The following is a 19674-nucleotide window of genomic DNA, read 5'->3' as shown; positions in this document are numbered from 1 at the left end:
ATGAACGTCATCGACAACAGCAAAATTCAAGAGAACGACATCGATCTCGGCCTGCTGCTCAATGTGCTTACCGGAGCCAAGGGTTCTCCGCTGATTTTCTATTATGGCGGCAAGGCGGTGAAGCCTGGCTATCATGTCACCGAGGTCAAGGCCGGCCAATTCTCAGGCCTGGATTGCGGCGCCAATCCAGAAGCGTGGGCGGAAATCTTCATCCAGCTCTGGGATATCGAGGAAGGCGACCGCACGCATATGCCGGCCGGCAAGTTCCATGCAATCATCCGCAAGGTTTCCGATCACGTGCAACTGGATGGTTCGGCGAAGCTGACCTTCGAAGTCAGCGACGGCGTGCGGCCAATGCAGCTTTATTGCGCGGCGATGCCGGTTCTTCGCGCCGGCGCTGTCCATGTTTCGCTTTCGCCGCGGCCGGCAAGCTGCAAGCCGCGCGATCGCTGGCTGGCAGAGGAAAACAGCAAGGCAGCGGCCTGCTGTGGGCCGCAATCGGCAGCGAGCGGCTGCTGCGCGTAAGGACACATAAGATCGCGCGGCAGGGCAGGGTGGCAGCAAGATCGGATTTGACTGACCACCAGTCAGTCATGGGTGCATTTCCTGCGCGTGCTGGGTCTGCCATCAGGCATTGATTGAGGGCTGGGCATCCCACCATCTGAGCACCCGCATCGCCCGGAGCGTCACCCACCGCGAGGGCTTGCCTTGCCCGTCATCGACCTCGAACCACACCCGACCTGCAGGGCTGTCGTCGAGCGGCCAGGTGCCGTCCTGCAAGCGTCTGGAACGAAGGTGGTCAATTGCCTCGCCGAGGCGCGGATCGGGGTGGGTACCGGTCAGGATTGCGCTGGAGCGGAAATAATCGAGCGCGCGCAAAATGTCATAGCGCCAGCGGTTCGGATGCAGGAGGCGCAGGAAGCGTTCGTCGGCCGGCTCGCCGGTGCCGAGGCGGCGGAAGAGGTTGCGGGCCAGCAGAAACTCCTCGCCCGTCCTGCGCGCCTCTCGAGACCGATGCGTGCCACCGGTCGCTCTCTCGTATTCCAGCAAGCCTTCCAGCACATTGATGGTGCTGGCGAAAGACGAGCGGACAGAGCCATTGATCCGCTCGCAGTTCCAGCCGCCGTCGTCGAGACGCTCGCCGGCCAGCCTGTCGACGATGGGCGAGACGTCGATCCCGAAATAGGCGCCGTCGGCGACGGTGCGGCCGTTGATGCACTCTTCGACTTCGCCTTCCCAATAGGGTTGGCCGCCTTCTTCCCAACGGGCGTTGGCGCTGATCAATTTGACAGTGCGCCTGGCGCAGCCGCAGGCGGGATCGAGACCGAACTCCCGCAATTGCGACAGCGAGAACGTCGTGGCGGTCCACGGCTGGCCATGCTCCTTCCACTCCCGAGGGTCGAAACCGGCGGGCAGGAAAGCGCCGCCTGCCCACTGCCCGTCCTCGTCCTGGCAGGAGAGCAGCCTGGCCCCCCAGCCCTCGGTCTCGACTTTGGCCCGCTCGGCCATCCACTCCCGCTTCGTGGCGTCGAGCAGGTCGCGCATCACCTGCCAACGGATCGACGGGTCGGAGTCGAGAAGCCATGCGATCACCGGGTCGGATTGGATCATGAGGCGAACCTGTCGGCGGGTCGGGGTGAATGGTTTGTTTATAATCGCTTCTGCCAAGCGGTGCCAGCCGAAGGGGCGCGCGGGAAGTTGTCTAAATCCGACGTGGTCGCGGCGTGACGACGCAAGGAAGTAACGAAGCTGAAGATCAAAATCCTCGCATCGACCTACGATGCGACGTTTGTCGGCGAGAGCCCGTTCGATGCCGAGAATGCGGCACTTCGCGCCCGATTTCTTAATCATATCCGCAAAGAAATCGGAGGCGACCCCATCGGGCCGCCTCTTCATTTATATCCAGGCGCGCCGATTAATAATTATTCAAATCAATTGATGTATCAGCTTGATCCCGGGACAGATTTTACATCAAAGGTTTACTATGGCGTTTCTAGGTATTTCGGGGATGCAATATTCCGGGGAAATGTTTGCCGGTGCGCGTATTCTTGTCGCGGAAGATTCCAACGTATTCACATCGATGATCAGCAAACGCCTCAAGGAGCTGTTCGACATCGATGTCGAGATTTGCCGCAGCTTCGAGGATCTGCAGGTTTCCTACGACAAGTCTTCCGATCCGATCACGCTGGCGATCTCGAACATCAACCTGCCCGGCGCCGAAAACGGCGAAGCGCTCGAATATCTGGTCGATCTCTCAATCCCGACCATAGTCTTCACCGGCACCTTCCATGAAAAGATGCGTGACAAGCTGATGGCCAAGGATATCGTCGACTATATCCTCAAAGACAATATCTTCGCCGTCGACCTGCTGGCGGAATCGATCTGCCGCTTCCTCACCAATCATCGCCACCACGTGCTGATCGTCGACGATAGTGCGACTGCGCGCGCCCTGCTGTCGAGCCGGCTGAAGCGCTACAATTTCCGCGTCAGCGTCGCCGAAAGCGGCGGCAAGGCGCTGGAAATCCTGAAGGGCAATCGCGATATCGGCCTTGTCATCACCGACTACAATATGCCCGACATCGACGGCTTCGAGCTGACGCGGCGCATCCGCGCCAATATCGGCTCGCACGAGCTGCGCATCATCGGCGTTTCCTCCTCTTCGAACCGGCTGCTTTCGGCACGATTCCTGAAGGCCGGCGGCAATGATTTCATGCTGCGTCCCTTCATCGACGAGGAGTTCTACTGCCGCGTCAACCAAAACCTCGATACGCTGCTGCAGATTCAATCGATGCGCAAGGAACGGGCGGTTGCCTGACGGCTCTTCCAGTATCGGTATCGCCAGCGGGCCGGATATCACGCTCCGGGACAGTCGCAGAATTTCTGCAATTACAGGTAATGTCGCCGTTATTTATCCCCTTCACTCGCACACGCCTCTCGGTTATCGTCCCCGCCGGGGAAAGGGCCGAGTCGAGCCCATGGGACGCATCGGGGAGTAGAGGCTGTGGCTTTTCAAGCGGATTTCCAGCGAGATGGCATCGGGCTGCGCTCCGGCGGGCTCAAGATACTTCTGGTTGAAGATTCCCGGATGTTTTCCGCCGTGCTCTGTCACCGGTTCCAGACGGAGCTCGGCCTTGCCGTCAAATCCTGCCCGTCGCTGAAAGCTCTTCGAAAGGAACTTGCCGACGACGGTCACGGCTACACCATGGCCGTCGTTGATCTCAACCTGCCGGATTCGCCCTATGGTGAAGCGCTCGACTGCACGATCGAGCACGATATCCCGGCAATCGTCTTCACTGCGACATTCGATCTCAACACGCGCAACAAGATCATGGAGCGCAATGTCATCGATTACGTGCTGAAGGACAATGAATTCGCGCTCGACAATCTGGTCGCCACCGTCCGGCGGGCGATCTCCAACCGCAAGACGCGGGTGCTCGTCGTCGACGACGTCGTCTCGGCGCGCCAGGTGCTCGTCGACCTGCTGAAGGCACAGCAATATCTCGTCGTCGAGGCAAATTCGGGGCTCGAGGCGCTGGCCGCGCTCGAGGCCTACAGCGATATCGAACTCGTCGTCACCGACCACCATATGCCCGATATGAGCGGCTATGAGCTGACGCGGCGCATCCGCCATCGCTTCGGTTCGGACAGGCTGCGTGTCATCGGCGTTTCCTCCTCCAACGACCGCATGCTTTCGGCGAGTTTTCTCAAGGCCGGCGCCAGCGATTTCGTCTACCGGCCCTTCGTTGCCGAGGAGCTGCAATGCCGCATCGCCAACAACGCCGAAACTCTGGCGCAGATGCGGCAACTCCGGGCAGCGGCGGCCTGCGATTACCTGACTGGTCTCTATAACCGCCGCTATTTCTACGACAACGGCCCGAAGCTGGTGAATGAGTGCCTGCGGCTGAAGGTGCCGAGTTCCGTCGCCATTCTCGATATCGACCATTTCAAACGGCTGAACGACACCTATGGCCACGAGATCGGCGACAAGGTGCTGAAGGCTGTCGCAAACAGGCTGTTTACGATCTTCGAGGGCAGCGACAATCTTCTGTCGCGGCTCGGGGGCGAGGAATTCGCCATCCTCTTTCCTCAGATGGATTCCGCTGCCGCGACCAAGCTCTGCGACGAGATCCGGTCGGACATTTCGCGACTGAAAGTCACGGCCGACGACGAGGAACTCGGCGTCACGATCTCGATCGGCATCGCCGAGATCGCCGGTTACGAGACCTTCGAGAATTACCTCAACGCCGCCGACCAGTTCCTCTACATGGCCAAGCATAGGGGCCGCAACCAGGTCTATTCCGACGTCAAGATGACGGAGGAGGCGGCGCAATAGCGCGCACCTCATTTCAGCTCGCCTATCCGGAAACGCGAGCTGAAATGCGTCGGCGGTGCCGGTGGCGTTGCGTTGGGCTTTGTTTCCGAAAACCTGTTGACGATGGCGGCGTGGAACAAATGCCTGAGCCGCAAGTTTAGCGGATTCAACCGAAATACGGAGGATTCATCATGCAAGTCAGGGAAGCCATGACGCGCGACGTTCTGGTCGCTCGCCCCGACCAGTCAATCCAGGATGCCGCACAAATGATGGCAGACATTGATGCGGGTGTGGTTCCGGTTGGCGATCGGGACCGGCTGGTGGGAATGATCACGGATAGAGACATTGCCGTCCGCGCGGTTGCCCGCGGCAAAGGGCCGGATGCCAAGATTGCGGATGTGATGACTGCCGATGTGAAATACTGCTTCGAAGACGATGATGTTGATGACGTGCTTGAGAACCTCGGCGATCAACAAATTCGTCGCCTGCCGGTTGTCAATCGGAACAAGCGCCTCGTCGGCATCCTGTCGCTTGGAGACATCGCGGTGACGTCCAGTGACGGGGCTGCAGCATCGGCGCTTTCCCACATCTCCAGGCCAGGTGGCGCACACTCCCAGACCGGCGGCGCGAGAGGCTGAAGCGGCGCGGGAAAAGCCAATGCGTATCCAAGCTGCATTGATCTTTGCGATGGTCGCATTTTCAAGTTCAAACGTTATTGGACAGACAAAAGAACAACCGTCGGCCGGCTCGGAACGTTGCACTGCATCGCCTGCAGATCAAAACAATCAGTCGGCAGCGGAGGACGCCGGGAAGGCGGCCAAGGATGGTTCGCTGTCGCAAAAGATGGACGATTGCCAAGGTGTACTGAAGCCGCCCCCGACCGGAGACAACGATTTCAGCAAGCCCGCGCCTGAGGAAGGCAAGACACCGGTCATTCGGCCCGACAATCTACCCGGGCAGCAACAACCGAAGTGACGGTTTTGCTGCCGTTAGATCGTTACTTGTCGAAGTGGCCGCGGCGGTTGCGGCCTTTCTTGATGTCTCACGCGGCGACCGCCTGTCTTGCCGTCGCCATGGTCATCTTGCGCTCGGCGCGCTCCTGCTGCGGCGAGCGGTGGTAGAGTTCGCGATAACACTTGGAGAAATGCGAGGCCGAGACGAAGCCGCAGGCGACGGCAACCTCGACGACGGGCATCGAGGACTGCACCAGGAGGTGGCGCGCACGGTCGAGGCGGATTTCCAGATAGTAGCGGGCCGGCGAGCGGCCCATCTCCTGACGGAACAGCCGCTCGATCTGGCGGCGCGAGAGGCCGGCGCCGTCGGCGATCTCGATCAGCGACAGCGGCTCGGCGAGATTGCCTTCCATCAGTTCGATGATCGACAGTACCTTGGCGTTCTGCACGCCGAGGCGGGCGCGCAGCGGTAGACGCTGGCGGTCGTGCGGGTTGCGCACGCGGTCGGTCAGGTGCTGCTCGCAGATGCGGTTGACTAGGCTTTCGCCGAAATCCTCGCCGACGAGGTTGAGCATCATGTCCAGAGAGGCGGTGCCGCCGGCGCAGGTGTAGAGATTGCCGTCTATCTCGTATAGATCGGCATAGACCTCCGCCTGTGGGAAGGCTTCCGAAAAGCCCGGCAGGTTTTCCCAGTGGATGGCGCAGCGCTTGCCGTTCAGGAGACCGGCCTGGGCAAGCACATGCGCGCCCGTACAGAGGCTGCCGACGGCGACGCCGCGATTGTAGCATTCACGCAGCCAGGCATTGACCGACTTGTTGTTGAACTGCTCGACATCGATGCCGGAACAGACGAGCACCATGCCTGGCCGGTTTTCGCCGCCGAGATGACGGCGCTCCTCGGCAAGCGAGGAATTTGCCTCGACGCCGATGCCGCAGGAAGAATAGACCTTTTCTCCATCGACGGAGGTCAGCCGCCAGGTATAGGCCTGGTAGCCGAGCATGCGATTGGCGATGCGCAAGGTATCCACGGCCGCCGAAAAGGGCAGCATGGTGAATTGCGGTACCATAAAGAAGACTACCGAACGCTTCTTGATCTGCATCCTGTTCATAGCGAAATCCATGCTCGAGGGGCGATGACACATTCGTTGCGCGGAATGCGTCGCGCCGATGTCCTGAAAGCGACACTGGCATGGAAAAATGCGGCCGGGAAGAGCAAATATGCGACATCGCCCGCGATTTGGCCGGTGAAACCGCCGGAATGGCTGCGGGCAGGGCAAAAGACAGGCTCATAGGCGACTGAAATTCAATGTTGAAAATGGCTTAGGAATGGATGGTGAGGCCACGAAAAAGGCGGCGTTGCATGGTGCAGACGCCGCCCTTATTTTGGGAGGAATGTCGCATTCATTACATGGTCCGGTGTTTGCTGTCGTCCGCGCTCGGCCAGCCGATATCCTTGCGAATGTCGAAGGGCATGGCTTCGATTTCGCGGGCCGTCTGCCAGCGCGTCCAAGCGAGCACCAGCTTACGGGCATAATGTCCCAGATCGAAGCGGCCTTGGCCGGAGGTGAGGGACTTACCACCACCGCGATAGGTGAGCGTGGTCATTTTCCAATTCCTTTCTTGGGTCAGGGCTATGGTCGTTAATGGGAGGTTCGTCCATGTCCATGATCCCAATATGGGCTTTGAAAACTCATCATTCAAACGAATAGAACTTATGGATAACATCAGAGATATTGAATGATCGCGGTGCGCCCGGTGGTCGGTGGCGACACCATTGTCGTCTGTTCCCGACCTTAATCCTCGGGCTTTCCACGCAGGGGGACAGCAAATGCGCAGCTGAGCATGGTGCCGAAAACCGAGCGGCTTTCGGCTCCACTTTTTGATTTAAATCCCGGTTCAGTTTTTTAGACCGCCGGCCGCAAATCATCCGCATCTAATGCGCAGCGGTTGGGGTGATGATGCCAAGACCGCCAAGCCCGCTGACGACCAATTGGACTGCGACTGCGGTCAGCAGAATGCCGAAGACGACCTCCGAGACGATCAGACTGGCAGGCTTCATGCGCTTGGCGAGCGCGTCGATGTTGGTAAATACCAAATAGTCCAACGCAGCGACGATCAGGATCAGGCCGATGACGAGTATCGCGCTGGCAATCGAGACGACTTCGCCGGAGGCGATGATGACGACGGTGATGCCGACAGGATTGAGCAGGTAAGGGACCGCAAGCGGAAAGACGGCGATCTTTTCGGGATCGACGGGAAGCCCCGTTTCCTCATGCGGCTTCTCTGTTGGTCCTGATGCCATCTTGATCGCGATAAGCGCGAGGATGATACCGCCGGCGACGGCGACGGCACCGCCCGTGATATGGAGAAGCCGCATCAGCAAAGCGCCGGTGGCAAAAAGGATCAAGGCTGTGACCGTTGCGACCAAAACCATCTGGCGGCCGATGCGCGCCTTGGTTTCGGTATCGAAGGCATGGGTCTTCTCCAGAAACGGCACCAGGGCAATCTTCGGCCCCAGGCCGACCAGAAGCAGCAGGAGAAGTTTTCCGACGAGCGCGGCATCGATGACTGTGAAATCCATGGAACGTACCCTCTAAAATTTGTGACCTGGAAATTGAGGTCCTCCCCACTCAGGGGAGGGCAGGCGACTAAGAGAACCAAACGAGCTGGCAGTTTTCCGCCGGATCGCTCAGCGCGGGCACACGTCCCAGAAGCCCGTCGTCTTGGCGGGCGAGGTGTAGTACCAGCATTGACCGGACTGCGGCGGCGTGCCTGCCAGTGAAACGGCGGCAGCTCCGGCGACGAAGCCGATGGCAGCACCTGCGGCGATTGCCGTACCCGGGCGCCAGTAGCGGCGAGGGGCGACGACCACGACGCCGCGCCGGACGGGCGGCCGAACGGCAGGACGGGTGCTTCCGACTGCAGCGCATCCGCGCGGTCCGCAGGCCGCAGCACCGCAGCCTCTCGGGCCGCATGCCGCTACGCCGCGACGGGCTTCGGCCGTCGTGGGAGCGAGGACGGGTGCGCAGACCGTCATGATGACGGCAAGTGTCGCAAGCATGTGCGTAGGGATAACGAGGATCTTCATTTCATTTACTCCCATTGCTCTCGTGTGTTCACTTCCTCGAAGATTCCGCCCTCAGGCCGGGTTTGCGGCTGCGGCTGCGTTGTGTGCTGCTAGCGTCTGCTGGGCAGCGGCTGCGACAGCGTCGTCCTTGCCGCCCGAGACCTGAACTGTGGGCACGGCGAGCTTGATGCCGTTTTCGTTGAACGCCTCGTGGATCATCCGCAGAGCTCGACGCTTCAGCGTGAACTGTTGGCCGGGAAGGGTCATGACTTTCATGCGCAGGAGCAGGCCGGAGTCCCCCAGGCTGTCGATCCCCTGCATCTTCAGCGGCTCGATCGTCGTCGGCTTGAACTCCGGATCCTCGAAGAGCTCCAGGCCGATCTTCTTGATGATCTTGCGGGCCTTCTCGATGTCGGAATCGTAGGTGATGGTGATCGTCATCTTCTCGATCACCCAGTCGCGGCTCATGTTCTGCACAGCGCCGAGCTCGCTGAAGGGGACGATGTAGACCGCACCGCGGTGGTGCCTGAGCTTGATGGATCGCAAGCTGAACGACTCGACGGTGCCCTTGTAGCTGCCGCTCTGGATATATTCTCCGACCCTGAAGGCGTCGTCGAGCAGGTAGAACATCCCGCTGATGACGTCCTTGACCACCGTCTGCGCGCCGAAGCCGATCGCGACGCCGACCACGCCGGCACCTGCGATCAGTGGTCCGATTTCGACCCCGAGCGATGAGAGCGCCATCATGATCGCAATGGCGACGAAGAGGATCATGAGGAAATTGCGAAGGATCGGCAGCAGGGTTCTGAGACGGGTGCGCCGCCGCTCCCGTTCGCTGCCGACTTCAAGGACGGCTTCGGTGTCGCCTAGCTTGCGATCGATCAGCACTTTCACGACGTTCCAGGCGAGGTCGAGGACCAGGAGAATAATCCCGGCGCTCAGGAGTCCACGCACGAGGCGCAGGGCCGGCGAATCCTGCATTGTCATCTGCGTCAGCCTGATGCCCAGGGCGTCTGCGAGCAGAACGATCGCTCCGACGATCAGCGCCGCCCTTATGCCGCGCTCCACGATCACCGACACGACGGTGCCTCTTTTGTGGCCGTCCTCTTCGGCCGCGGAAGACCGCAGGATATTGTCGACCGACGCCTTGGTGAGGGCGATAGCGCCGGGCAGCGCTGCACAGACCACCGCGATCCAGAACAGCTTCATGGCTCCGACCACCCACAGCAGCCAGACGGCAACGAAGTAGACCGTCCAGAGCCAGTTCCGCGCCCGCAGGCCGATCCGGCCGGCTTGACCGGCAGCCAATTGAACCGGACGTCTCCAGACGGCTTCGATACCGATGACGAGGAGCACGAGGCCGAGGGCATAGGCGACGAGTTGTCGGGCCGGGACGGAAAAACCGAGCGTGCCGAGCAGTCGGATCGTCACCCAGCCAAAGGCATACCAGCCGATGAGGTAACCGAGGCGTTTTGTCCAATGGTCGGCGGCATCCCTCGTGATCGGCACGACACGAAACCGACCTTCTTCCTCGGCTCGCGGCGCCAGAAGTACGTCGAAAAGCGCGCTCGCCAGACGGAAGACGACGATCGCGAAGAGGTAACCGACGACGATTTCCCGGACAATCGGCGGCCATTGGAACAAGAGGAAGAATCCGATGCTGCCGAGCCCGAACGACAGAACGAAACATGCCGCCCAAAGAAGCCTCGCGGCCAGTGCGATCACCCTCTGGTGAACTGTGGCGAAGGGCGCGCGTGTCATCCAGGAGCGCCAGCCGGCGCTGATCCACCAGAACAGCCATTGCGCGGCCAGCCCGACGGCAACGAAGGCCGCGACCAGAAAGATCGGCCGCGTCCCGCCGTTCGCCTGGACGTCCTGGTCGAGTATGGCCGCACCATGCATCGTCTCCGAAGGAAAGAACTTGATAGCCCCGAGAAGGCCGGAGGCGTGGACACGGAACCGCATCGCGAATTCCGAGAATGAAGGGTCGGCGTTCGGCGTTGCGACGGGCGGTTCCGTCACGGCCCTGGCTGCTTCCGACTGCTGCTGCAGGAAGCGCTGGACATCCGGATCCGAGAGCATGCCGATAAAGCGCTGGACACTTTCAGGCTGCGGGCCGGCCGGCGTCGTGCTCTGCGCCACGGCAATGGAGGCACAAAGGAGAATGGATGCCAGGGTGAGCCCCGTGAGAAGTAGTCTAACCATGCGGATCTTGGAAAGTAATGGCATCGTCTATCCTGATCTCGATGAAGCTGTTGCGTCTGCCGGTTGCTGAAACGCTATTGCCTGCATGTCTCCTTTGATCGGCCTCCGGCAGTGCGCTCGGACGCCTTCGGCGGCGTACCCACAGGACCGCGCCCCGATGAGCTGCACGACCTCAGGCGGTTCCGCGAATTTTCCGTGGTTCAGCCTGTCGCCCACCTTGACCTTGGTGAGATCGGCCATCGCGACATCTTGTGCTCACTGCTGTTCCTCGTCGCCACGTCAAGTTTGAGCAGGCCTCGACGCCGCGCGCTGCGGCTGTCGAAGTCGGCACTGAGGCGAGACTATGCGAAGATGAGATGCCTTACCCGTATGATCGGGTATGTTACGGTCGGGGAGGCAGCATCAGCGGGGTTGCAGGTCCGAGGTGTCGGCGGTCGACGCCATTGCATTCGGATCGGACACGGTCATTCCCGCCTTGCGAAGTCCTTCGATCAGACGGTCGCGATCTTCAGGCTGCATGTTGCGCATTGCGAGTTCCGTTACAACGTTCGGCAGGAAGTCAGGTCGCATGCTGACGAACACCTGTCCTTCTCGTCGGGCGTCCTCCATCATGCCCGCCTCCGCATAGATGATGGCCGCGACAACATGGAAGAGAGGGAACTTTTGCATGTTCGCCTGTCGGATCTCCAGCACGGCGGTGTGGTTGTCGCGGAGCATGTAGGCGGCCAAGGCTCGCGTTCCATGGTAGAAGCCGCCACCTCCTGGGTTCAGAGCAATGGCCTGGTCCAGAAGGTCTGCTCCGCGCTGCCACTGGCCAGCGATTGCAAGCCGGGTTCCGAACTCGCCCATCAGTTCGGTGTCGTTGGGGTTGGTGGCGAGCGCCTGCTCGCCAACGCGAAGTGATTCAGCAAGCTGCCGGTCGAAGAACAGCGCCGTCATCTGCGCTTGAAGTCCGCGCGTATTGTTCGGATCGATCTGCGTTGCGTGGCTGGCGGCGTCGAGTGCACGCTGTATGGCTGTATCCTGGCCTGATCTTGGATTGAACTTGTATCGGTCCTCATCGAGATAGACGATCGACAGCATCGCCCAGGCGGTCGCATATTTCGGAAAGCGCGCCAGTGCAGCCTCGAGGCAATCCCGGACGCGCGCATGCGCTTCGGCGCTGAGCTCCGAGCGATAGGCATAGAAGCGCAGAGTGCACTCATACGCACCGAGATCATCAGGCGGTGGACTGGCGGCGTCGACCTGTGCCATGACGCCGTAGGGTTGGGCGATGGCAGTCGCAACCTTTCTGGCGACATCCGTCTGGATCGCAAACAGGTCCCCCGATGCGAGATCATTGTCATAATTCTCCGACCAGAGGATCTCGCCGTCCGACGTATCAAGCAATCTGGCCGTCACACGAAGGCGCTTTCCCGACGTGCGGACACCGCCGGCAAGGAGATAGCGCGCGCCGAATTCGGCCCGGATCTTCGATGTGCCCACATCCGCGGAAAGTGACTTGGACGTCTCGCGACCGAAGACCTTGATCTCCTTGAACCGTGGCAGGATGGTCATCAGTTCCTCGGTCAGGCCGGCAGTGTAGAGCTGCGCCTCTGGCCCTTCGCCAAGATTGGCAAACGGGGCAACTACGAGGGCCGGACGATCGGGCAATAGGTTTGCGGCGCGTTCGAGCGACGGAGCGGTAAATCGCGCCCCGATCCAATAGAGCGAAATAGCCACTGCAGCGAGCGCAGCAGCACCCGGCCACAAGACCCGCCGTGCGCGCCACCAGCGTCCGGGGCGGACCTCAGAAGGCGATGTTTCGCCAGCGTCTTCGTCTCCAATGTCGACTGATGCCGGACAGGACCAGGCGAAGGTTGGAACATATCCGCCTTTGGGAATGTCGATCCTGACGGGGTCATGCTGCCCGGCGACGAGATAATAGCGCTCAAGCGACCGCCGCAGCCGTCCGGCCTCGATCCTGACCACCGGATCGTCCTGGGTGAAGCCGGGATCCCGGCCGAACACCTCGATCGCGATCGAATAGGCTTTGATCCGGTTACCCCGGCCCTCGAGGCTTTCCGAGACAACATAGCGGAGAAACGTGGCGGCGCGACCGACGCCTGGAAATTCAGGGCTGGAGACGACACGTTCCAGTTGTTCCCGGATATCGTCGGCGTGAGGCGCCGGCCTTGAAGAAATGGGCGCCCCAGACCCCTCTGTTGGTATCGACGTCTGCATGTCTGTCCCCAATCCCCCATGGAGTCATATCACTGCCAGACCGTATGTTACGGTAACATACTCCTCGAAGCGATCGTCGTCCATGAAGATCGGGATCTGGCACACGTTGCAGTGGCAGCGTTCGGGATGCCGTTAAGGAGTGAAACCATGGACGAAGGCGTGACCGCAGTCCGTCGGCAGTTTCCAGCCAGGATCAACGCGATCGACGATCTCTCTGCCCGCAGTGAGGACTTTCGGGAAATCTGCAGGGACTTTGCCGACGCCCAGTCCGCGCTGGAGAAGTGGAACCTCTCAACCGATCAGAAGCGCGACGAGCGTGTCGCCGAATACCGCGAGCTGATCGCAGAGCTTTCCAAGGAGATAGAGGGCGCACTCAACGACGCTTCGGTACCGCCACCGGCTCGCTGACGCACGCGACGAGGCCGGCGGCAGGCCATCGAGAGGCGTATGTTACGGTTACCTACTTGCGTTCCCTCTCCCGGTAACCACCATCGCGACAGATGTCCGGCGCTGAATTTTGCGCCCTGGAACTTTGCGCTTCCACGAAACGAGATGCATCCGAAGGATATAGCCGTGGTTTCCGAAAACTTGGACGAGCCTGCCATTCCCGCAACGCCTCGGAATCCACTCCGCAGGATAGCACTCATCGTCCTCCTGCTGGCGCTCGCCCTGTTCGTTCTCTCCATCTTCATGGAGCGGCGTACGCCGTCGACATCGCAGGCCCAGGTTCAAGCCTATATCGTCGGCATCGCGCCCGAAGTCACCGGCCGGGTCGTGGAAGTGGGCGTCGCCGACAATTCGCGGGTCGAGGCCGACCAGGTTCTCTTTCGTATCGATTCAGAGCGCTATCAGCTCGCCGTCGACGAGGCGGAAGCTGCGCTTGCAAGCGTCGGCCAGTCGATCGGGGCATCGACTGCATCAGTCGATGCCGCACAGGCCAAGCTCGTCCAGATGCAGGCGGACAGAGACAATCTGCGCGACCAGTATGCGCGGGCCACCGAACTCGTGAAGCGCGGCGTCTTCTCCAGAGCCCGGTTCGATACCGCAAAGTCCGCCTATGAGCAGGCGGAAGCTTCCGTCTCAGGGGCGCAGGCCGACCTTGCCAAGGCGAAAGAGCAGCTCGGCCCAGCGGGAAACGATAATCCGGAACTGCGTGCAGCTCTTGCCGGATTGGAGAAGGCCCGGCTCGATCTGGTGCGAACGATCGTCCGCGCGCCTTCGGCCGGCGTCGTCACCAATCTTCAGCTGACCATCGGCAAGGTGGTCTCAACCGGCCAGCCTGCGATGACCTTCATCGACGCCGGCACCATCTGGATCAGCGCGGCATTCAAGGAGAACAGCCTGGAGAAGGTCGCCGTCGGCAACAGAGCGGAGATCCTTTTCGACGCGCTTCCCGGTCGACTGTTTCCAGCAACCGTCGAGAGCGTGGGCTTTGGCGTATCGCAAGGCAGCACGGACCCGAACACGGGATTGCCGACGATCAGAAGCGATACCGGCTGGGTCCAGGAGGCACAGCGGTTTCCAGTGCGCCTCACCATCGACGAGGCGCAGAGGCCCAAGGGCGGCGGCGTGCGCTATGGCTCGCAGGTGACGGTCGTCATCTACACCGGCGACAACCCGGTCACCAATGCCTGGGGATCACTCTGGATCCGCATCATGTCGGTATTGACCTATGTCAGCTGACAGGAGCCCTGCGATCGAGGAACAGAAACGCAAGGGGCTGCGGGTCGCGTTCGCAGTCTCCATCGGCTTCACGCTGGCAGTCTATGCCGGGGCTATCGTGCCCTTCCTCGGCCCGCTCTTTGCCGCCCAGTTTCTGCTCGGTAGTTCGCGGCCCATGCCGCTTGTGAAGACGGTTGGCGCGGCGATGGTCATGCTGGTCGCCGGGATCGCGATGATGGTTCTGACCGACGTCCTCGGCGAGCGTCCCGCACCCTTCCTTCTGGTCTTGGGGTTGACCTATTTTGTGTGTTTTGCCGGGCAGTCGACGGGAAAGGGAGGGCCGGCCGTCTTTCTCGTGCTCGTCGTCGCGATTATCGTGCCTCTGCTCGGCATCCTCAACAAGGAACTCGCCAACTCCATCCTGTCCATCCTGGTCACCGGGGTGTTGTCGGGCACGGCTCTGATGTGGTTTGCCCATGCGGTCTTTCCCGAGCCGTTCTCCCAACAGATCGAGGCGGCGCCGATCGAAGAGCGGCCGCCGGCCTTGGGTCGGGCACTGGCCAACACGGTCATCCTGCTGGGCTCCGTCGTGATCTGCCTGACGAGCGACAATCTGACCGCTGCGGCGGTCATTCCGATATCCGTAGCGTCGCTGCTCGGGCAGCTCGACGTTGCAGCGAGCGCGCGGGCGGCGATCGGGCTCGTGCTCGTCAACCTCTTCGGTGGCGTGCTCGCCTCCGTTGCGTATGCGGCGCTATCGCTGCGCCCCAATCTTTTCTCGATCTTCCTCATCGTTCTCATCGTCGTCCTCCTCATAGGAGGGCGCGCGGCGGCCCGCTCGAAGGACGCACCGATATTTGCCGGCGCTCTGACGACCTTCCTGATTCTCTTCGGCCTCGGGGTCTCGCCTCTGCCCGGCAGCGCCGCAGAATCCTTCGCCACCCGCATCGTCTATGTCGCAGCAGCCTTGATCTACGCGCTGCTGTTTGCCGTCATCCTGTGGCCGCGGACGGGGGAAACAAAGAGGATATCGGCATGACTCAGGCGGTCTCTGAAGGCACCTTATCTTGAAGACGTCGGCTGCCTTGAGTTCCGCGATATTCTTGGCGCTAGCCGCTTCAGCGGTTTCGGTTGACGCCACCGAGAGAACAGAAGACTTCACCAATGTCCGCAAGCACTGCGAACTCGCCCATCTGTGGAAGGATCCGCCCGACCCCAATGGCTTCAGCGAATGCATGAAAGAAAGGCGCTATCGCCTCCATTTCTCGCCGACCTGCCAGACCGGGAGCCGCAGGGCGCAGTGCTACGACCTGCAGCGCTGACTGCCGATGCGTTAGCGTGAGGTTTATTGCTTGCAACCGGGCACGGAGGAACTGCTGCCCGTTACCAAGACACTCATTGTTCCCTCCTTTGAGAAGGCTGCCCATCAGGTCGCAGCCTTGGTACATTCCGGCTGCGGTAGTCGTTGCGTTGCACGAGCATTGCGAGCGTACGATTGGAAAATGCGGCATTTCCGGTCACTTCCGGGCCGAGCCACGGCGGGCAGGGAGGTTGATCGCTTTCGTCGGCAAGCTCGATTTCTGCGACAACCAATCCGTCGTGGACGCCACTGTAGACGTCTACCTCCCAAAGGCAGCCACGATGGTTCACCTCATAGCGGGTCTTATCCACCACGCTCGTTGCAAAGGCGATCATTTCGAGGGCGTCGGCATAGGGAATCTCATATTCGAACTCCTCGCGCCGCAGGCGCCCGGTCCGGAGTTTAACGGTCAAGACGGCGTGTGCCTTATCGATGATCCTGACCCGCACGAAGCGGTTTTTCCTCGCCAGCAGGTAGCCCTGGCAGAATGCTGCGCCTTTGGAAGCGTGGTCCCGCCAGCTATCGTTTACGACCAGATATTTTCGCTCAATCTCTGCGGTCATCTTGCCCTCCTTTGTCGTTCCGAACGACGACGAACCTGGACTTCCCACCAGGCTCCGCTGTCCGAACTTTAATATCGAGTAGGCAGGGATGCAGCCTACCTCCCGCTGGATCGTGCCGTTGATCGCCATATGCCGGACAAACATACGGGACGAAGGTTGCTAGAGCATGATGTCGAAAAGTGTGAAGCGGTTTTCGGGCGACATCATGCTCTATTTCTTTGATTTAGATGGGGACTCAGACTTTAGGCCGAGCCCGCCTAAAATCACCCGCATCTAGCGCTTCAGATCGAGGATCTGTCCCGACGCCCTGAGCTGCTCCAGTGTTTTACCGAGACAACTTCCACCGATCGGTTCGCCCAAGGCTTTGGCGGTCCCGCCTACAGATATCGTTCCGGCAAGCTTGCTCGGATTGACATAGGTGGCCACGCCATCCGCCTCCAATCTCGTGAGATAGAAGATCTGGTACAGGCCTTTATATTCGCAGGCTACGGCGATCGGAAATTGATCGAACGGCCCGGCCGCCTGCGCTCCCGAAACGGATATGCCCGCCAAGGGAAGAATCAAGGCAATGGGGATAGACAGCACACGGATCGATGGATGGATCATCACACACTCCTGTTGATTGATGACATCACCGCGCCGGACAGCCGATGCTGTTCCGGGCGGACCTTCCTCCTGAAATTGCCGTGTCGTTCCCGCGCGGCTTCGATTATTGCATCTGCTCGGCGACCACATCCGGCACGATATGCCGGATGCTTTTGTCTTCGACGTAGTCAGCGGGCCGCTTTTGACGTTTCCCAAGGTCCGGTGCGTTGAACTTCATTGTTTCGTACGGAATGGACTTCAGGATGTGCGAGATGCAGTTGATGCGCGCGCGCTTCTTGTCGTCTGACGGAACGATCCACCATGGGGCGTGCTGGCGGTCCGTCGCCCGGATCATCTCGTCGTAAGCAACCGTGTAGTCCCACCACCGTTGGTACGACTCGACATCCATTGGGCTGAGCTTCCACTGCCGCAGCGGATCCTCGATCCGCCGCCTGAAGCGCCGATCCTGTTCCTTCTCGCCGACCGTCAGGAAATATTTCAGCAGGGTGATGCCGCTTTCGACGATCGAGGCTTCAAAACCGGGAGCCAACTCAAGAAAGCGCCGGGCCTTTTTCTCGGAGCAGAATCCCATCACCCGGTCGACGCCGGGGCGATTGTACCAACTGCGATCGAATATGACGATTTCGCCCGCAGCGGGCATATGTGCGAAGTAGCGCTGCATGTACATTTGCGTCTTTTCGCGATCGGTCGGGGCCGGCAGCGCGACCACGCGAAAGACCCGTGGACTGACGCGCTCGGTAATTCGCTTGATCATCCCGCCTTTGCCCGCAGCATCCCGGCCCTCGAAGATGATCACGATGCGAGCGCCCGATTTTTTCACCCAGGACTGTAGATGCGCGAGCTCGACCTGAAGCTTTGCGATTTCCTTGTCGTAATTCCAGGACTTCTTGCCTTTCTTTTCGTCTACTTCTGTGTCGTCGTCCTGCCGATTGTTCATCACTTCCTCCATGACCCTTTACTGATGACCTCCGGCCAAAGGCCGGTCGCTTCCTTCCCCAAGGCGCGCGGCGCGCAGCGCGTCCTCCGTGTCGCCAAAGAACTTTCCGGCTCCGATGCCGTCGACGACGCCGGCGCGGCCCAGCAACTCCGTGACCTCGGCGTTCAGGTGAGCGACGCCGAAGACGATGCCCCGCCCGGAGAGGTTTGCCTGCACGGCATCGAGTGCTGCGGCCCCGGTGCTGTCGATATGCGCAATGGCACTGGCGTCGAGGATGAACCAGCGTGTTTCGGCCGGTAGGCCGTCAGCGACGGTGCGCAACCGGATCCGGACATAATCGGCGTTGTAAAACAGCAGATTGCCCTGGACGAGACATATGGCGATGCCTGAAATGCTCCGGGCCTCCGGAAAGCGCTGCATGTCGTAGAAGCCGTCGCGTCCGGCAATGCGGCCGAGAAGCGTGTCTTTCGGAAACATCGTCTTGCGCAGGAGATAGATCAGGGTTGCGGCGATCGCGACGATGACGCCGTTCAGGACTCCGAAGCTGATGGCTCCGAACATGGCGATCAGGGCGAAGACGAACTCCGCGCGGCTGATGTGCCATATCTTTCTCAACTCGCTGACGTCGATCAGGCTGATTGCGGCTGCCGCCAGGATCGCCGCCAGGGCAGGGATCGGCAGGATGCGCAGAGCGCCATTCAAGAACAGCAGCGTCGCCATCAGGGTCACGGCGGAAACGAGACCGGCTGCCTGCGATCTGCCGCCGACTGCAAGATTGATCGCTGTACGCGAGTCGGACACGGCGATGGGAAATGAACCAAACAGGCCGGGGGCGATGTTCGCCGCGCCCAGCCCGATCAGTTCCTGGTTGGCGTCGACCTCCTCGCCGGAGCGCGCCCCGAAGCTTCGTGCGGCGACGATACTCGAGCCAAAACTGATCAGAAAGACGGCTGCCGACCCAAGGACGATCCTGTCCATGGGCATTTGAGAGAATGCATGGAGGGAGAATGACGGCAAGCCGGTGGGGAGATCGCCAACGACGCGGATGCCTGCGGCTTCGAAGTTGAAGATGGCGGAGAGAATCACGGAAACGACGACGACGACGACGGGTCCCGGTACAGGCAGCCGCGTGGCTTTCACGATCCACAACAGTGCGAACATGGCAAGGCCGAACAGTAATGTCGGCCAATGGATCAAGGCACTCTTGCGAATGATCTCGGCAATCGGCGGCAGGAGACCGTCGGACTCGATACGCACCCCGGTAAAGCGGCCGATCTGCCCGACAAGGATGGAGATGGATACGCCGGCAAAGAAGCCGACCAGAATCGGGCGGGAAAGAAAGCTTGCGAGGACGCCCAGCCGCAGCAGCCGTGCTGCAAAATAGAAGGCTCCGACGCCGAGCGCCAGGGCAGACGCGATCGCAACCGGATCGGCTGATGTGCCGGCAGGTTGCGCGGCGATGACAGTTCCTATGACCGCCGCAAGAACCGCCATGGTCCCGGCGTCCGGTCCGACCACCAATAGGCGCGACGGCCCGAACAGAGCGTAGGCAACGGGCGCGACGATACTCGCATATATCCCGGTTTCCGGGGGGAGGCCGGCGATGGCTGGATAAGCGATCGCACTCGGCAGGCCGACAGCTGCAATCGACAGCCCCGCAGGAATATCGCTTCGCAGCCAGTCCGCGCGAAATCCCTCCAGGCCCCTGAATATCGGCATATGAAAACTTTGAAGCATGCCACTCCCCCCGGAAATTCATTCATCTGCTGAGGCGAACTCAGGCTAC

General features: G+C 60.7%; 19 protein-coding genes and 1 pseudogene. 8 read left to right on the top strand and 12 right to left on the bottom strand.

The genetic code is table 11. The annotated features are described in order from the left end of the window. Positions 1-525: a DUF6428 family protein gene (locus N2A41_RS12160; protein ID WP_222384171.1), complete on the top strand. Its 525-nt coding sequence runs from the start codon at positions 1-3 to the stop codon at positions 523-525. Between the two features lie 102 nt (positions 526-627). On the opposite strand, the gene N2A41_RS12155 is transcribed toward N2A41_RS12160, so the two are convergent. Further along, positions 628-1611 carry a squalene cyclase gene (locus N2A41_RS12155; protein WP_260111047.1) on the bottom strand — a complete coding sequence of 328 codons (984 nt, stop codon included), beginning with the start codon at positions 1609-1611 and terminating at the stop codon, positions 628-630. A gap of 373 nt (positions 1612-1984) precedes the next feature. Here N2A41_RS12155 and N2A41_RS12150 point away from each other — a divergent pair, with 373 nt between their 5' ends. From N2A41_RS12150 to N2A41_RS12135, 4 genes are all read left to right on the top strand, one after another. Further along, positions 1985-2815, top strand: a complete 831-nt coding sequence (locus N2A41_RS12150; protein ID WP_032985103.1) for a response regulator — start codon at positions 1985-1987, stop codon at positions 2813-2815. A gap of 186 nt (positions 2816-3001) precedes the next feature. Next, positions 3002-4333 (top strand): diguanylate cyclase, encoded by a 1332-nt coding sequence (locus N2A41_RS12145; RefSeq protein WP_162117308.1) that lies wholly within the window; start codon positions 3002-3004, stop codon positions 4331-4333. A gap of 170 nt (positions 4334-4503) precedes the next feature. Next, a complete protein-coding gene (locus tag N2A41_RS12140; protein ID WP_260111035.1) occupies positions 4504-4950 on the top strand; it encodes a CBS domain-containing protein in 447 nt (148 codons plus the stop codon). Positions 4951-4969: 19 nt separating this feature from the next. Next, positions 4970-5287 carry a hypothetical protein gene (locus tag N2A41_RS12135; RefSeq protein ID WP_222279266.1) on the top strand — a complete coding sequence of 106 codons (318 nt, stop codon included), beginning with the start codon at positions 4970-4972 and terminating at the stop codon, positions 5285-5287. Positions 5288-5354: 67 nt separating this feature from the next. On the opposite strand, the gene N2A41_RS12130 is transcribed toward N2A41_RS12135, so the two are convergent. The 7 genes and pseudogenes from N2A41_RS12130 to N2A41_RS12100 all read right to left on the bottom strand — a co-directional run bounded on the left by N2A41_RS12130 (position 5355) and on the right by N2A41_RS12100 (position 12760). Then, positions 5355-6374, bottom strand: a complete 1020-nt coding sequence (locus N2A41_RS12130) for a GlxA family transcriptional regulator (protein ID WP_003540607.1) — start codon at positions 6372-6374, stop codon at positions 5355-5357. A 295-nt stretch (positions 6375-6669) separates the two neighbouring features. Further along, complete coding sequence (locus N2A41_RS12125; protein WP_260111034.1) at positions 6670-6870, bottom strand: hypothetical protein; 201 nt, start codon at positions 6868-6870, stop codon at positions 6670-6672. A gap of 328 nt (positions 6871-7198) precedes the next feature. Further along, positions 7199-7846 (bottom strand): MarC family protein, encoded by a 648-nt coding sequence (locus tag N2A41_RS12120; RefSeq protein ID WP_222294705.1) that lies wholly within the window; start codon positions 7844-7846, stop codon positions 7199-7201. A gap of 108 nt (positions 7847-7954) precedes the next feature. Beyond that, a complete protein-coding gene (locus N2A41_RS12115; protein ID WP_170280875.1) occupies positions 7955-8353 on the bottom strand; it encodes a hypothetical protein in 399 nt (132 codons plus the stop codon). A 51-nt stretch (positions 8354-8404) separates the two neighbouring features. After that, positions 8405-10561, bottom strand: coding sequence for a mechanosensitive ion channel family protein (locus N2A41_RS12110; RefSeq protein WP_260111033.1), 2157 nt, complete (start codon positions 10559-10561; stop codon positions 8405-8407). 50 nt (positions 10562-10611) lie between these two features. Then, positions 10612-10783 (bottom strand): annotated as a pseudogene (locus tag N2A41_RS33390) (alpha/beta hydrolase); the annotation flags it as partial. Between the two features lie 156 nt (positions 10784-10939). Continuing rightward, positions 10940-12760: an adenylate cyclase gene (locus N2A41_RS12100; RefSeq protein WP_260111032.1), complete on the bottom strand. Its 1821-nt coding sequence runs from the start codon at positions 12758-12760 to the stop codon at positions 10940-10942. A 147-nt stretch (positions 12761-12907) separates the two neighbouring features. On the opposite strand from N2A41_RS12100, the gene N2A41_RS12095 reads away from it, so the two are divergent. The 3 genes from N2A41_RS12095 to N2A41_RS12085 all read left to right on the top strand — a co-directional run bounded on the left by N2A41_RS12095 (position 12908) and on the right by N2A41_RS12085 (position 15461). Next, positions 12908-13168 (top strand): hypothetical protein, encoded by a 261-nt coding sequence (locus N2A41_RS12095; RefSeq protein WP_260111031.1) that lies wholly within the window; start codon positions 12908-12910, stop codon positions 13166-13168. A gap of 165 nt (positions 13169-13333) precedes the next feature. After that, a complete protein-coding gene (locus N2A41_RS12090; RefSeq protein ID WP_222294700.1) occupies positions 13334-14443 on the top strand; it encodes an HlyD family secretion protein in 1110 nt (369 codons plus the stop codon). After that, entirely contained in the window at positions 14433-15461 is a 1029-nt protein-coding gene (locus N2A41_RS12085; RefSeq protein WP_222387315.1) for a DUF2955 domain-containing protein, read from the top strand. The genes N2A41_RS12090 and N2A41_RS12085 overlap by 11 nt, the downstream gene beginning before the upstream one ends. A gap of 356 nt (positions 15462-15817) precedes the next feature. Here N2A41_RS12085 and N2A41_RS12080 read toward each other — a convergent pair whose 3' ends face one another. The 4 genes from N2A41_RS12080 to N2A41_RS12065 all read right to left on the bottom strand — a co-directional run bounded on the left by N2A41_RS12080 (position 15818) and on the right by N2A41_RS12065 (position 19625). Further along, positions 15818-16345 carry a CYTH domain-containing protein gene (locus tag N2A41_RS12080; protein WP_222387316.1) on the bottom strand — a complete coding sequence of 176 codons (528 nt, stop codon included), beginning with the start codon at positions 16343-16345 and terminating at the stop codon, positions 15818-15820. A gap of 273 nt (positions 16346-16618) precedes the next feature. Continuing rightward, positions 16619-16951, bottom strand: a complete 333-nt coding sequence (locus tag N2A41_RS12075; protein WP_222387317.1) for a hypothetical protein — start codon at positions 16949-16951, stop codon at positions 16619-16621. Positions 16952-17054: 103 nt separating this feature from the next. After that, positions 17055-17900: a polyphosphate kinase 2 gene (ppk2, locus tag N2A41_RS12070; RefSeq protein WP_222387318.1), complete on the bottom strand. Its 846-nt coding sequence runs from the start codon at positions 17898-17900 to the stop codon at positions 17055-17057. 6 nt (positions 17901-17906) lie between these two features. Continuing rightward, the gene (locus N2A41_RS12065) at positions 17907-19625 is read right to left on the bottom strand and encodes a SulP family inorganic anion transporter (protein ID WP_222294693.1); all 1719 of its coding nucleotides are present in this window, start codon (positions 19623-19625) and stop codon (positions 17907-17909) included. Positions 19626-19674 lie beyond the last annotated feature (49 nt).

Source organism: Rhizobium sp. SRDI969, from assembly GCF_025152725.1.
Lineage (GTDB): Bacteria > Pseudomonadota > Alphaproteobacteria > Rhizobiales > Rhizobiaceae > Rhizobium > Rhizobium leguminosarum_I.
Note: the sequence above shows the minus strand (reverse complement) of the source record. Positions and strands in the feature narration are given on the sequence as shown.

Excerpts from the sequence above, each read along its gene's own strand:
- N2A41_RS12160 (WP_222384171.1), top strand. The coding sequence starts at position 1 with ATGAACGTCATCGACAACAGCAAAATTCAAGAGAACGACATCGATCTC.
- N2A41_RS12155 (WP_260111047.1), bottom strand. The coding sequence starts at position 1,611 with ATGATCCAATCCGACCCGGTGATCGCATGGCTTCTCGACTCCGACCCG.
- N2A41_RS12150 (WP_032985103.1), top strand. The coding sequence starts at position 1,985 with ATGGCGTTTCTAGGTATTTCGGGGATGCAATATTCCGGGGAAATGTTT.
- N2A41_RS12140 (WP_260111035.1), top strand. The coding sequence starts at position 4,504 with ATGCAAGTCAGGGAAGCCATGACGCGCGACGTTCTGGTCGCTCGCCCC.
- N2A41_RS12135 (WP_222279266.1), top strand. The coding sequence starts at position 4,970 with ATGCGTATCCAAGCTGCATTGATCTTTGCGATGGTCGCATTTTCAAGT.
- N2A41_RS12130 (WP_003540607.1), bottom strand. The coding sequence starts at position 6,374 with ATGAACAGGATGCAGATCAAGAAGCGTTCGGTAGTCTTCTTTATGGTA.
- N2A41_RS12125 (WP_260111034.1), bottom strand. The coding sequence starts at position 6,870 with ATGACCACGCTCACCTATCGCGGTGGTGGTAAGTCCCTCACCTCCGGC.
- N2A41_RS12120 (WP_222294705.1), bottom strand. The coding sequence starts at position 7,846 with ATGGATTTCACAGTCATCGATGCCGCGCTCGTCGGAAAACTTCTCCTG.
- N2A41_RS12115 (WP_170280875.1), bottom strand. The coding sequence starts at position 8,353 with ATGAAGATCCTCGTTATCCCTACGCACATGCTTGCGACACTTGCCGTC.
- N2A41_RS12110 (WP_260111033.1), bottom strand. The coding sequence starts at position 10,561 with ATGCCATTACTTTCCAAGATCCGCATGGTTAGACTACTTCTCACGGGG.
- N2A41_RS12100 (WP_260111032.1), bottom strand. The coding sequence starts at position 12,760 with ATGCAGACGTCGATACCAACAGAGGGGTCTGGGGCGCCCATTTCTTCA.
- N2A41_RS12095 (WP_260111031.1), top strand. The coding sequence starts at position 12,908 with ATGGACGAAGGCGTGACCGCAGTCCGTCGGCAGTTTCCAGCCAGGATC.
- N2A41_RS12085 (WP_222387315.1), top strand. The coding sequence starts at position 14,433 with ATGTCAGCTGACAGGAGCCCTGCGATCGAGGAACAGAAACGCAAGGGG.
- N2A41_RS12080 (WP_222387316.1), bottom strand. The coding sequence starts at position 16,345 with ATGACCGCAGAGATTGAGCGAAAATATCTGGTCGTAAACGATAGCTGG.
- N2A41_RS12075 (WP_222387317.1), bottom strand. The coding sequence starts at position 16,951 with ATGATCCATCCATCGATCCGTGTGCTGTCTATCCCCATTGCCTTGATT.
- ppk2 (WP_222387318.1), bottom strand. The coding sequence starts at position 17,900 with ATGGAGGAAGTGATGAACAATCGGCAGGACGACGACACAGAAGTAGAC.
- N2A41_RS12065 (WP_222294693.1), bottom strand. The coding sequence starts at position 19,625 with ATGCTTCAAAGTTTTCATATGCCGATATTCAGGGGCCTGGAGGGATTT.